We start from the raw sequence: 13,752 nt of genomic DNA on the forward strand, positions 1-13,752 counted from the left end.
TTACTTCGTTAAAGGCGCATAAAATATGATAATTATCATGATCAAAAAGATATGTTAAATTTATAAAAAATATCTTTCAAAACAATTTAAATTTACTCTAAATTTTTGTTACTGAAATAGTTAGACATAAAAGTTACAAAACTGACAATCGTAATTGTACTCAGTGGCATAATGATCGCCGCAACCAGCGGAAGCAGATTTCCTGTAACCGCAAATGCAAGACCGACAACATTGTACAGCAATGACAACCCAAAACTCATTTTTATAATTAAAATAGCTTTATGAGAAAGCTTTAAAAAGTAGTTGAGACGAGAAAATTCTGTTGCATCCAAAATGGCATCACAGGCAGGTGAAAAGACATTCACGTTTTCAGATATAGAAATCCCGACATTACTTTGAGCTAAAGCGCCAGCATCATTCAATCCATCGCCCACCATCATAACGTTTTGTCCTTTCTCCTGAAGTTGCTTTATGTATTCTAATTTCTGTTCAGGCTTTTGATTAAATATCAACTCGGTACCTTTTGGAAGAATAGCTTCCAGATTTGACCTTTCGCCATCATTGTCACCAGAAAGCACTTTTATTTGATAATCTTTGCTCAGGTTTGCAAAAAGCTTTTCTAAACCTTCACGATATTGATTTTGGAAAGTATATTTTCCGAAATAAATCTCACCTATTTTAATGTGTAATGCTGTTTTTTCTATTTCTGAACCATCTGCAACTATATCATTTACAAATTGCCCTGAGCCAATTTTCATTTCCTTTCCGTCAATTATTGCTAGAATTCCTTTTCCTGTAATTTCTTGAAACTCTTCTACAGCAATGCGTTTACTTTCTGGCAGAAAATCGTAAAGCATTCGGCTTAATGGATGATTTGAACCTCGCAATACATTTTTAATCAATGTAATATCTGAATTTGAAATAGGATTTCCTTCATATAATATATTCGACTTCTTGTTGGTTGTAATGGTTCCTGTTTTATCAAAAACAATTGTATCAACTTTGGCAAGCTGTTCGATTACAACAGCATTTTTCAAATAAAATTTCTTTTTACCTAAAATTCGCAATATGTTTCCAAAAGTAAACGGGGCAGTGAGAGCCAATGCACATGGGCAGGCTACGATCAATACCGCGGTAAAAACATTAAAAGCAGTATTGGCATCTTTAAAAATCCAATAACCAAAACCAGCAAATGCAATGAGCAATAATATGGGGGTAAAATATCGACTTATTGCATCTGTTATGGTCTTATGCTTCTGGTCTACTTTTTTCTGAAAAATTTCGTTACTCCATAATTGGGTTAAATAACTTTGAGAAACAGAATGCAAAACTTCCATTTCGATCACTTTACCAATCTGCTTTCCTCCTGCAAAGACTTTATCACCAGACTTTTTGGTAATAGGCACTGCTTCTCCCGTAACAAAACTATAGTCTATTTCGGCGCTATCGCTGATTAAAATTCCGTCAACAGGAATAAGCTCTTGATTTCTTATTAATAACCGGTCTCCTTTTAGAACATCATAAATAGCAACATTTTCTTCAGAAGTATCTTTATTTATTTTAGTAACCGCAATTGGAAAGTATGATTTAAAGTCTCTTTCGAAACTTAAAAAACTATACGTTTTAATTTGAAACATTTTGCCAAGAAGCATAAAAAATATCAAACTGGCCAAACTGTCAAAAAAACCTGGACCGTGGTCCATTAGCATATCGTAAGTACTTCGAATAAACATCACGATAATTCCTAAAGCAATCGGGATATCAATATTGAGCATTCTCGTTCTAATGCTATGATAAGCAGAAACATAATATCCGCTCGCTGAGTAAAAAAAAGTGGGTAATGCTAGAAGAAAAATAAGTAATCTGAAAAACGGCTTGTAACTATCGAGCCAGAATTCTTTCATTTCGAAATATTCTGGAAATGAAAGCAGCATAATATTTCCGAAACAGAAAAATGCAACACCTAATTTATAGGTTAAACTTCTGTCGACTTTTGCTTTTGCAGATCCATAATTTTCTAAACTAATATAAGGTTCATAACCTATCGAACTTAGGAGATAAACTATTTCTTTTAAAGAAACCACATCAGAATTAAAGGTAATTCTAACTTTCTTTTCGTGAAAATTAACTTGAGAAGTGCTAATTCCTAGCTGAAGACGATTAAGATTTTCTAGAATCCAGATGCAAGAACTGCAATGGATATGAGGAATATTAAGCGAAACGATTGAAGTGTTTCCTTCTTGAAACTCTAAAACTTTTGCAAGTATGGTTTCATTCTCTAAAAAATCATATTTTCCTTTGATGTCTTGCGGAGTGGCTCCCGGAGACTTTTCAAAATCATAATATGATGTCAGGTCATTGATGCTAAAAATTTCGTAAACTGTTTTACAGCCAGTGCAACAAAACTTTTTATCATCAAAATCAATTTCTTCATTTTGTTCAATAGTTAAACCACAATGAAAACAACTTTGCTCCCTCATAAACTTGTTTTTATTTGCCACAAATTTCCAACTAAAGCACAATTATTAAGATGATAATTGTCATGTTATTTTGAAATTGGATACCTAAATTTATAAAATAAAAAGTTCAAAAAAGAGCTAACCCTAATTTATAATAAATTTACCTTTTAAAGGTGGCTAAAACCCTCAAATATCCTTATTTTTGCAGCAAACAAATATTGTCATGAACAAATGTGATCAATGCATTGTACGCCAGTTAAGCTCATTAAAAGCCCTTAATAAAGAAGAAGTTATTAAGTTAGCCAATAGCAAAACGACTTACAAAATTAAAAAAGGCGAGGCTCTTTTTGAAGAAGGCGAAGTAACCAATGGTGTTTTTTGTGTAAAAGACGGAGTTGGGAAACTTTCAAAACTGAGTGCAAACGGAAAAGACCAAATTGTAAAATTGGTAAAATCTGGTGAACTTCTTGGACAGCGCTCTATGATTAGCAATGAACCCGCAAACTTGACTGCAAAAGCGATTGCCGATATGGAAGTCTGCTTTATTCCTAAAGCTGAAATCATCAATTTCTTTAATAATAACAATCAGTTTTCTTTAAATATGATGCAATCTGTTTGCGAAGATTTAAAGGAATCTGAGAACGAAAAAATTGCCTTAGTGCAAAAAACTGTTAAGCAGAGACTTGCCGAGACTTTACTGCACCTACATGATGAATTTGGCGAAGATACCGATAAAACACTAAGAGTACAGCTAACAAGAGAAGAACTTGCAGGGATTATTGGAACTGCTACAGAAAGCTGTATTCGTTTATTATCTGATTTTAATAAATTAGGATTGATAGAATTAGTTGGTAAAAAAATTATGTTGAAAGACGTTCGCGCATTAAAGAAATTGGCCGACAACTAGAGTTTTTTAGCTTCATTCCAGAAAACATCCATTTCTGTTAGCGTCATATCCATTAAAGGCTTTCCTAATTCGTTTGCTTTACTTTCTAGGTATTGAAAACGCTTAATAAACTTTTTATTGGTTCTTTCTAAAGCATCTTCAGGGTTTACATTTAAAAATCTTGCATAATTAATCATAGAAAACAAGACATCTCCAAACTCGTCTTCAATTTTATCTTGATTTCCAGTTTTTACTTCGTCTTGTAGTTCCTGTAATTCTTCTTGTACTTTATCCCAAACCTGATGAGGTTCTTCCCAGTCAAACCCTACTCCTTTCACTTTGTCTTGAATTCGACTTGCTTTGACCATTGCCGGAAGACTTCTCGGAACGCCTTCTAAAACAGATTTCTTACCTTCTTTAAGCTTTAGCTTTTCCCAATTTTGTTTTACTTCTTCCTCATTTTCTACTTTTACATCTCCATAAATATGAGGATGACGATGAATCAATTTATCGCAGATTTCATTACAGACATCAGCAATATCAAAATCATTAGTTTCACTGCCTATTTTGGCATAGAAAACAATATGAAGCAGTAAATCACCCAATTCTTTTTTAACTTCATTTAAATCATTGTCCAGAATAGCATCTCCTAGCTCATAGGTTTCTTCGATTGTCAAATGTCTTAAAGTCTGAAGAGTTTGCTTTTTATCCCATGGACATTGCTCACGAAGTTCATCCATGATATTCAGTAATCTCTCAAATGCTTTTAACTGGTTTTCTTTGCTCATTTTGAAGTTTCTTTTGATTTAAACTCGATTCTGTAAAATTAAAAATCCTGTCAAGAAAACCTCTCAACAGGATTATATTATGTTTAAAGAAGAGCGATTATTCTTCTTTTTTAGCTTTTGCTTTTTTAGTCGCTGGAGCTTTTTTAGGTTTTTCAGCCGCAACTGGAGCTTCTTCTTTTGGTTCTTCAGCTGCAGGAGCTAAATCTGTAACCAATCCTTTTGCTTGAAGTGTGTTGTACCAGCTTAATACTTTTTTAATGTCTGATGGGTAAACTCTTTCTTCGTCGTAATCGGGAAGAATTTGTTTAAAATAAGCAGACAAAGTAGCATTATCTTCTTTATGAGAGATAGCTTGTCCTTTGTTTTCTTTAACGGCAATCTGCTGCATTACTTCAGTTAACGGTTTTTCGCCTTCGTAAGTATAAATCGAAATTTCAGACAATAAACTTACATTGCTTTTTAGATTTACAGTAATCTTCTTCCCATCAATTAATGATTCCGCCACAAAACCTGTACGAGTTTGTACTTTTAATTCGTATAAACCTGGTTTTCCTGAAATGGCTAAAATTTTCGTTAAATTCATTTTTATTAAAATTAGTATTAAGAATTTTATTTATTTTTTGTTTCTAAATATATAGAAAACTTATCTTGCTTTTTTAGCTGCGTAAAATTTCATTCTATATTCCTGAGACGTTTTTCCCTCAGTAATATTTTTTAATTTCTTTTGGATTAAACGTTTTTTTAGAGATGAGATTTTATCTGTAAACAAGATTCCTTCAATATGGTCGTATTCATGCTGGATAACTCTTGCAATTAACCCGTCAAATACTTCCGTTTTCATTACAAAATCTTCTTCACAATATTCGATTGTAACAGTTGGTTTTCTGTAAACGTCTTCACGTACATCAGGAATACTCAAACAGCCTTCATTAAATCCCCACTCTTCTCCTTCTTCTTTAACGATTTTAGCATTGATAAAAGTCTTCTTAAAGCCTTTCAAATCTTTTTGTTCCTCTGAAGGAAGATCCTCATCATCACTAAAAGGCGTTGTATCTATCACAAACAAACGAATTGGTAGTCCAACCTGCGGTGCTGCAAGTCCAACTCCATACGCATTGTACATCGTCTCGTACATATTTGCGATCGTTTCTTTTAGGTTTGGATATTCTGGTGTAATATCCTGCCCTACTTTTCTTAAAACAGGATCACCGTATCCTACAATTGGTAAAATCATTTGTTTTTATTTATGTTTTAATGTGCTGCAAAAACAGAATTAAAGTTCTGATATTTCAGCTGGCAAAAATAGTAAAAAATAGTCAATGAATAATTCTTATAAGGCATTATATCATATTTTTTACTTGCTAATAAAAATCTCAGCTATAATTATGCCAAAATCACTCCTACAATTCTTACCTTTGTTAGTAAACCTCTTTTTATGATTGATAGAATTTCGAAATTTACTAACAGCACTTCCTTTCTAAATGCCTCTAAAGTAACTATTGCTTCTGTTGTTCCTGTTTTAGTTTTAAATTTTCTTGGTCATTTTGAAATCGGTTTTACCATTGCGCTTGGTGCATTTTATACTTATCCCAGTGATATTCCAAGTTCTCTCAGCCATAAAATAAAAGGATTAATTGCTGCTTCTTTTATTGTTTCTGGAGTTAATCTTTTGGTAAATCTTGTTTATCCTTTTCCTTTCCTTTTTTATATCTTTTTAGGATTTCTGCTGTTTTTATGTTCTATGATTTCGGTTTACGGACAGCGAGCTACTTTGATTTCTTTCTCTGCCTTATTATCGATTTCCCTGTCCTTTGGCCATTTGCATGAAGGTTGGGAAGCTTTTGAATACTCTGGTTTTATTTTTATCGGAGGAATTCTATATTTAATAGTATCTCTTGTTTTTCATTTTGTACAGCCTTATAAATATGTAGAATTACAAATTGCCGAAGGAATAAAACTTACTGCTAAATATCTAAAATTAAGAGGCGATCTATGGAGTCCTGAAGCCAACAGAAAAGCAATTATTGAAAAACAGTTAGCTGTTCAGGTAGAATTGAATCTTATTCATGAAGATTTAAGGAAAATGCTCATTGGAAACCAGAATGCATCTGGAACTACAAGCCAGAACCGAAAAATGCTTTTGGTTTTTATTACTTTGGTCGAAATTCAAGAATTGGCTTTATACACTTCATTTGACCACAGCAAACTTCATGAAAAATTTGCCAAACATCCTGATGTTTTAAGAACCTATCAAAACGTAGCATATAAATTAGCTTCTACCTTAAAAAAGCTTTCAAAAAATGTGAACCATATTAGTACTTATGTTGACAAACATGACCTAAAAAATGAGTTGGATGCTCTTGAATTTGCCATTTTTGATTATGAAAAAACATTAGGAAAAGAAGAAGCCGCAGAAGGTGTATTAATGCTGACCAATATGCTAAAATACGCTAAAAATCAGGTTGGGAAAATAAAAACCATTCAGCGTGCGCTTTCTTTAGCAATGCAATCTTATAAATTGAAAGATCAAGACAAAGAGCTTGAAAAATTCTTAACACCACAATATTATCCGCTTCGAACTTTAATTGAAAACTTAAGTTATTCTTCTTCCATTTTCAGACATTCGATACGATTAACCATAACTATTTTGATTGGCTTTTTTCTCGGCCAAATGCTACCGTTTCAAAACGTATATTGGATTCTGCTGACCATTGTAGTAATCATGCGTCCTGGGTATGGCTTGACCAAAGAGCGATCGTACAATAGAATGTTCGGAACTATTCTAGGTGGAATTATAGCTTTCGGAATTGTATCTGTTATTCAGAACCACGTGGCATTGAGCATTTTCTCTATTGTATGCATGCTGCTCGGAATTTCATTTACCCAGATCAATTACAAGATTAGTGCAACATTTGTTACGATGTACGTGGTTTTCATCTACGGAATTCTAACTCCAGACATTAATGAAGTAATTCAATACAGAATATTAGATACACTTGCAGGAGCAACCTTAGCTTTTATTGCTAATCAGTTTTTATGGCCAGCTTGGGAATTCATCAATACACCGATTCACATTGAAAACACCATTCGAGCCAATAGAAATTATTTAAAAGAGATTGCAGATTTTTATAATAAAAAAGGAGAAGTTCCTACTTCGTACCGCTTAGCGCGAAAGAATGCCTTTGTCGAAATAGGAAATTTAATGACTTCTTTCCAGCGTATGATGCAAGAACCTAAGTCGAAACAAAAAACAATGCCTTTGGTAAATAAGTTAGTGGTTTTAAACCACTCTTTATTATCTGCTTTGGCGTCACTTTCTACCTATATTCAGTCTCACCAAACCACTTCTGCATCTGATTCTTTTAATTATATTATCAAAACAATTTTGGCCAATTTGGATCACTCTATTTCGGTCTTAAGAAACGAAGTTGTAATACAAGATACTTTTTTTGAAAAAGAAGATGTGACTTTGCAATTTGAAGAATTAAAGCGTAGGCATTTTACCCGTTTAGCGGAAGATGACGATTTGGACAAAGAAACGCGCCAGGCTAAAATGCAGGAAGCACAGATGGTAATTGAGCAATTAATCTGGATGAGCAATCTGGCAGAAAAAATTCTAAAAAATACAACCGACTTAAAAGCAACAAATCCAGATTAATTCATCTGGATTTGTTTTTTTTTATATTAAATATGAGAAGCTAATTCAATTTTAAAACTTCTGCTGTTTGTTTTCTAAGCTGTTCTAAAAGTTCTGGCTTATCGTTTAAAGTCTGTCCGTAAGACGGAATCATTGTCTTTAATTTCGCTTGCCATTCTGGTGTTTTAATCTGGTGTGTAAAACATCTGCTAATCAAATCAATCATAATTGCTACAGCTGTAGAAGCACCCGGAGAAGCACCCAATAAAACCGCTAAAGTTCCGTCATGTGTATTGATAACTTCTGTACCAAACTCTAAAACTCCACCTTCTTTTTCATCTTTTTTGATTACCTGAACACGTTGCCCTGCTTTTTCTAATTTCCAGTCTTTTGAACGTGCTGTTGGAAGATATTCGCGTAAAGCCTTCATTCTGTCTTTTGGAGACTGACGCACTTGCTCAATCAAATATTTGGTTAATGGAATATTGTGATATCCAGCAGCCAACATCGGAATTAAGTTGTTACGCTTAATAGATAGTGGCAAATCTAAATATGAACCATTTTTAAGGAAACGAGTTGAGAATCCTGCGAATGGCCCAAAAAGAAGCGCTTTTTCACCATCAATTACACGAGTATCAATATGTGGAACAGACATTGGAGGTGCTCCAACACTTGCTTTTCCATACACTTTTGCTTGATGTTTTGCAATTACTTCTGGATTTGTACATTTTAGCCATTGTCCGCTCACAGGGAAACCTCCATATCCATTCCCTTCTGGCACATTTGCTTTTTCTAGTAAAGGAAGAGAGCCTCCACCTGCACCAATAAATACAAATTTTGTATAAGCTTTACGAGTTTTTCCAGTTGACAAATCCTTAATTTTAATTCTCCAAGATTTGTCTTCACGCTGTCTTAGTTTTTTAACTTCGTGATTGAAGAACAAAGAGACACCATCTAGTTTTTCTAAGTAATTGAACATGCTTCTTGTCAAAGCACCAAAATTAACATCAGTACCAATTTCCATATGTGTTGCTGCTAATTTTTCGTCAGCACTTCTGCCTTCCATTACCAATGGCATCCATTTTTGAAGCTGTTCAAAATCGGTACTGAAAGTCATATCTGAGAAAATCGGGTTACTCTGAAGCACCTCGAATCTCTTTTTTAAATAATTTACATTTTTATCTCCCCACACAAAACTCATATGAGGCACGCTTTTAATAAAATTATCCGGAGACGGCACTTTGTTTTGCTGTACTAAGTAAGACCAAAACTGGCGAGAAATCTCGAATGATTCTGCAATGCTTATAGCTTTTTTAGGATCTATGCTTCCGTCTGCCTTTTCTGGAGTATAATTTAGTTCACAAAAAGCAGAGTGTCCAGTTCCTGCATTATTCCAAGCATCAGAGCTTTCTGCTGCAGCAACATCTAATCTTTCGTAAATTTCAATTTTTATATCTGGTTGTAATTCTTTCAAAATTACTCCAAGAGTGGCACTCATTATTCCAGCGCCAATGAGTACTACATCACTATTTGAACGTATGGTTTCGTCAGGCATAACAGTATTTTTATTTAAAGTGCAAAGGTACTTTTTTAATTGCAAAAAAAAACTAATTTTTAGATGATAAAAGTTAGGATTTTCTAAAAACCATTAAATTATAAATAAAAAATACGACGAACAGCGCTATTTTTTTGCGGAAAGATAATCTTGAAGCAGAATTGTGGCAGAAATTTCGTCTATTAAACCTTTGTTCTGACGCTGCTTTTTACTTAAACCACTGTCGATCATGGTTTGAAATGCCATTTTTGAAGTAAAACGCTCATCAACGCGAATCACTTTCATGTCTGGAAAAATATTCGAAAAATGCTTTGCAAAACCATTAATCACTGAAGCGCTTTCTGATGGCTGTCCGTTCATCTGTTTTGGCTCGCCAATCAAAACCGCTTCGACTTTTTCTTTAGCAAAATAATCTTTTAAAAAGTCAATCAAAGTATGAGTCGGAATCGTTGTTAAGCCCGAAGCAATAATCTGCATTTCGTCTGTAACAGCAATTCCTGTGCGTTTTTGTCCGTAATCTATTGAAAGGATTCTTGGCATGTTGTACAATTTTAAGCAAATTTAATCTAAAATATTTTTCTAATTTTCCATTTCACTCAAAATAAACTTCTTCAAGATTATTTTCAATAAAAAAATCCGCCATGAAAACTCAAGACGGATCTTTATCCAAATATTCAAACCTAAAAAATAACTCAATTTATCTTCCGAACAAACGACTGAAAAAACCTCTATGTTCTTCTTCCTCTCCTGCATCCTCTTCTTCAGAATAATTAGCAAACTTAGATTGTGACTTTTCATGTTCGTAAATCAGCTCCTTAATATATTCAACGTAAGTTCTCTTTTTCTCTTCTAAGAACCCAATCAAGTACTTCTCGCTAAATTCTACTCCGCTTGCTGCTTCGATCTGCAATAACTTTTTATACAAAGGTTCAATATGCATCGCAATTACTTCTTGCGGTACGGCTTGCCTTCTTCCGAAATAATTTACAATAACGTCGTTTTCGTCGCGGGCAATTTCAAAATCTGTAATTACCCAATAGTATCTTCCAGACTTCGCAAGGTTTTTTACAATAGCATGAAAGTTTTTCCCGTTTTTAAGATTTTCCCAAAGCACTTTAAAAATTACTTTTGGCATATCAGGGTGACGTATGATATTATGAGGCTGTCCCATTAATTCATAGTCTTCGTAACCACAAACATCTACAAATACTTCGTTGGCATATTCAATAATACCGTATGCATTTGTTTTACTCATGATAACCTGAGTCTTATCCCAGCTTACTTCTTTGTCAATGATTACTCTGTTTTGAAGGTGATTTTCTTGATTCATATTTTACTGCTTATATGATTATTTATGGAATGGAATGTTGATCAACACTGCGAAATTAAAGTGAAGAAAAAATAGAAATCCTGACTTTTGTCATATTTTGATATAAAAAAAACTTCTAGTGGTAATACTATTAATCAAAAACTTATATACCCTTCGACAACCTTACAAATAAGAAACAAAAAGTTAAATCTGTAACATTTTCAAGTGGTTTTGCTTTTTTGCATTTATACAAATACGTTATCTTTGCCAAAAAAATAAACGTATGAATTCTTTACAGACTATAATTGAACAAGCTTGGGAAAATAGAGCTTTATTGCAAGAAACTACAACTACAGATGCCATTAGAGAAGTTATCGAATTGGTAGACGCAGGAAAATTACGTGTTGCTGAACCAGTTGGTGACAAATGGCAAGTAAACGAATGGGTTAAGAAAGCAGTTGTTATGTATTTCCCGATTCAGAAAATGGAAACATGGGAATCTGGTATTTTCGAGTACCACGATAAAATGTTGCTGAAAAGAAATTATGCTGAAAAAGGAATTCGTGTAGTGCCAAATGCTGTTGCTCGTTATGGTGCTTACATCTCTAGCGGTGTAATCTTAATGCCAAGTTATGTAAACATTGGTGCTTATGTAGACGAAGGAACAATGGTTGATACTTGGGCAACTGTAGGAAGCTGTGCTCAAATTGGTAAAAATGTTCACTTAAGCGGTGGTGTTGGTATTGGTGGTGTTCTTGAGCCATTGCAAGCAGCTCCAGTAATTATTGAAGACGGTGCTTTTATCGGATCTCGTTGTATTGTTGTTGAAGGTGTTCACGTTGGTAAAGAAGCTGTTCTTGGAGCTAACGTATGTTTGACAGCATCTACTAAAATTATTGATGTTACAGGCGATGAACCAGTCGAAATGAAAGGTTATGTGCCAGCTCGTTCTGTAGTTATCCCAGGAAGCTATACTAAGAAATTTGCTGCTGGAGAATACCAAGTTCCTTGTGCCTTAATCATTGGAACTCGTAAACCATCTACAGATTTAAAAACTTCTTTAAACAATGCACTTCGTGAGTACGATGTTGCTGTATAGATTTTAAGAAATCCTAAAATTAAAAATCCAAATTCCATTTAATTATTATTGGAATTTGGATTTTTTTATTTTCTGCTTTTTTGAAGTTTTATAAGCTTGGCATATTTCATATACGAGAAAAAAGCCTGAATCATTGCTATTGAGAGTCCGTCAAGACCATTGAAGATTCCTTTTTTAAAGAAATAGCAGCGAACAAAAGCTACTGTTCCGTTAAGAACAGGTTTGAAAGCATTAATTCTTTTCCCTTGATCAAATAACTGCTGTGCATGCCATCCAGAATACTGGTTCTTTTTTGCAATAATTTGGTCAAAAGAATCCCATCCATAATGCAGAATATGTACAGCAACTTTTTTCTCGTTTTGAGTTACAATTTTCTGGTGTACTTTAGATTCTGAAGGATGAGCTGTTAGTTTATTAAAAAAACGAACTTTATGATCTGGATACCATCCTGAAAAATCAATTAACTTATCTGCTAAAAAGTTCTTTACCCTGAAACTGAAAGCGTCGTAATTTCCTTCCAAATACTTTTTGTTCAGAATAAATTCCTCAGCATCTTTATCTAAAAATTCATCTGCATCAAGATTTAAGATCCAATCATTTTTACAAAAAGGCAATCCGTGTGTACGCTGCGGACCATCTCCTAAAAACACTTGTTGAATAACCTGTGCTCCTTTTTCTTTAGCTATTTCTACTGTTCGATCTTTACTGAAAGAATCCACAATAATAACTTCGTCACAAACTTTAAATAAGGCATCTATACATTTTCCAATGTTTTTTTCCTCATTGAAAGTAATAACCAAACCGCTAATTCCCATTGTTCATTTTAATTTGTTGAGCACAAAAATATAACTTTTTAATTTAGTTTAATCTTATTCATATCATCTCTTGTACACTTCGTAAAATAGTTTGTATTTTAGCCTTTTAATTGAACAAAAACCCAAATGAGAATATTAGTCATTCAGCAAAAAAGAATTGGAGACGTTTTAACAAGCACGATTATTTGCAACAATCTTAAAGCCAAGTTTCCAGACTCTACAATTGACTACATGTGTTACCCTAATTCGATTGATGTTCTTATAGAAAATCCGAATATTCATAACATAATACCGGTGACTAATAAAATCAGAAAATCAACTTTTGAATTCATTAAATTTATTTTTGAGATTCGAAGAAAAAAATACGATGCTGTAATAGACGTATACAGTAAATTGGGAACTAGTCTAATTACTTTTTTCTCTGGTGCAAAATATAAAGTTTCATACCATAAGTGGTATTCCAACATATTTTATAATTACAGTTACGAGCGTTTTGATGCCATAAAATCTGAATTTGGTTTGGCAATTGAAAACAGATTATTGCTTCTTAAACCTTTTTTCTCAGAAAAGATTACAAACGTAAAACCAAAGATCTTTTTAAAAGAATCTGAAATTGCTGAAGCAAAAAACATTTTAAAAAGTTATAATGTAGATCCAGAAAAACCATTGATTATGTTTGGAATTTTAGGAAGCGAGCATTACAAAACATATCCGCTTGACGGAATGGCAAAAATTATTGATTTTACTGTAGCCAAAACAAATGCCACTATCCTATTTAATTATATTCCAAACCAAAAAGAACAAGCTTTAGAGGTCTATAATTATTGTTCGGAAGAAACCAAAAAGCATATTATTTTTGATTTATATGCTACAGATTTACGCCAGTTTTTAGCCATACTTTCTCAATGCGAAATGCTAATTGGAAACGAAGGCGGCGCGGTAAATATGGCTAAAGCTCTTGAGATTCCAACTTTCTCAATCTTCACTCCTTCTGTTAGAAAAGAAACATGGCAATTATTTGAAAATGAAGCAAAAAATGTTTCAGTTCATTTAAAAGATTTAAAACCTGAAATCTACGAGAAGCATACAGAGCAATATATAAAAGAACATACTTTTGAATATTACGCTGAATATCCATTGGAATTGATGCTCCAAAAGCTCGAAACTTATTTTCAAGAATATAAAAATTGAAAAAAGTAAAAGG

12 protein-coding genes are annotated in these 13,752 nt (G+C 33.3%); 4 read left to right on the forward strand and 8 right to left on the reverse strand.

The features are described 5' to 3' along the window. Positions 1-92: 92 nt before the first annotated feature. Positions 93-2,480, reverse strand: coding sequence for a heavy metal translocating P-type ATPase (locus BLP44_RS05540; RefSeq protein WP_091130379.1), 2,388 nt, complete (start codon positions 2,478-2,480; stop codon positions 93-95). A 202-nt stretch (positions 2,481-2,682) separates the two neighbouring features. Between BLP44_RS05540 and BLP44_RS05545 the strand changes: the two genes are divergently transcribed. Further along, a complete protein-coding gene (locus tag BLP44_RS05545) occupies positions 2,683-3,366 on the forward strand; it encodes a Crp/Fnr family transcriptional regulator (RefSeq protein ID WP_008462653.1) in 684 nt (227 codons plus the stop codon). Here the strand turns inward: BLP44_RS05545 and mazG are convergent. The 3 genes from mazG to def all read right to left on the reverse strand — a co-directional run bounded on the left by mazG (position 3,363) and on the right by def (position 5,367). Further along, positions 3,363-4,133: a nucleoside triphosphate pyrophosphohydrolase gene (gene mazG, locus BLP44_RS05550; RefSeq protein WP_091130382.1), complete on the reverse strand. Its 771-nt coding sequence runs from the start codon at positions 4,131-4,133 to the stop codon at positions 3,363-3,365. The two genes, BLP44_RS05545 and mazG, sit on opposite strands and share 4 nt — an antisense overlap. A 97-nt stretch (positions 4,134-4,230) precedes the next feature. Continuing rightward, positions 4,231-4,716: a DUF5606 family protein gene (locus BLP44_RS05555; RefSeq protein WP_091130383.1), complete on the reverse strand. Its 486-nt coding sequence runs from the start codon at positions 4,714-4,716 to the stop codon at positions 4,231-4,233. Between the two features lie 60 nt (positions 4,717-4,776). After that, a complete protein-coding gene (def, locus tag BLP44_RS05560) occupies positions 4,777-5,367 on the reverse strand; it encodes a peptide deformylase (RefSeq protein WP_066032212.1) in 591 nt (196 codons plus the stop codon). A 201-nt stretch (positions 5,368-5,568) separates the two neighbouring features. Here def and BLP44_RS05565 point away from each other — a divergent pair, with 201 nt between their 5' ends. After that, entirely contained in the window at positions 5,569-7,791 is a 2,223-nt protein-coding gene (locus BLP44_RS05565) for an FUSC family protein (protein ID WP_008462649.1), read from the forward strand. 40 nt (positions 7,792-7,831) lie between these two features. Here BLP44_RS05565 and BLP44_RS05570 read toward each other — a convergent pair whose 3' ends face one another. From BLP44_RS05570 to BLP44_RS05580, 3 genes are all read right to left on the reverse strand, one after another. After that, positions 7,832-9,325 carry a malate:quinone oxidoreductase gene (locus BLP44_RS05570; protein ID WP_008462648.1) on the reverse strand — a complete coding sequence of 498 codons (1,494 nt, stop codon included), beginning with the start codon at positions 9,323-9,325 and terminating at the stop codon, positions 7,832-7,834. A gap of 126 nt (positions 9,326-9,451) precedes the next feature. Beyond that, on the reverse strand, positions 9,452-9,865 hold the full coding sequence (ruvX, locus tag BLP44_RS05575) for a Holliday junction resolvase RuvX (protein WP_008462647.1): 414 nt from the start codon (positions 9,863-9,865) through the stop codon (positions 9,452-9,454). Positions 9,866-10,022: 157 nt separating this feature from the next. After that, positions 10,023-10,655: a PAS domain-containing protein gene (locus tag BLP44_RS05580; protein ID WP_008462642.1), complete on the reverse strand. Its 633-nt coding sequence runs from the start codon at positions 10,653-10,655 to the stop codon at positions 10,023-10,025. A gap of 262 nt (positions 10,656-10,917) precedes the next feature. On the opposite strand from BLP44_RS05580, the gene BLP44_RS05585 reads away from it, so the two are divergent. Then, positions 10,918-11,733 (forward strand): 2,3,4,5-tetrahydropyridine-2,6-dicarboxylate N-succinyltransferase, encoded by an 816-nt coding sequence (locus tag BLP44_RS05585; protein ID WP_008462641.1) that lies wholly within the window; start codon positions 10,918-10,920, stop codon positions 11,731-11,733. A 65-nt stretch (positions 11,734-11,798) separates the two neighbouring features. On the opposite strand, the gene BLP44_RS05590 is transcribed toward BLP44_RS05585, so the two are convergent. Further along, positions 11,799-12,548, reverse strand: a complete 750-nt coding sequence (locus BLP44_RS05590; RefSeq protein WP_008462640.1) for a glycosyltransferase family 2 protein — start codon at positions 12,546-12,548, stop codon at positions 11,799-11,801. A 126-nt stretch (positions 12,549-12,674) separates the two neighbouring features. On the opposite strand from BLP44_RS05590, the gene BLP44_RS05595 reads away from it, so the two are divergent. After that, the gene (locus BLP44_RS05595; RefSeq protein WP_091130386.1) at positions 12,675-13,739 is read left to right on the forward strand and encodes a glycosyltransferase family 9 protein; all 1,065 of its coding nucleotides are present in this window, start codon (positions 12,675-12,677) and stop codon (positions 13,737-13,739) included. The last annotated feature ends 13 nt before the right edge of the window (positions 13,740-13,752 follow it).

The sequence above is a fragment of the Flavobacterium anhuiense genome (assembly GCF_900101855.1).
GTDB lineage: Bacteria > Bacteroidota > Bacteroidia > Flavobacteriales > Flavobacteriaceae > Flavobacterium > Flavobacterium anhuiense.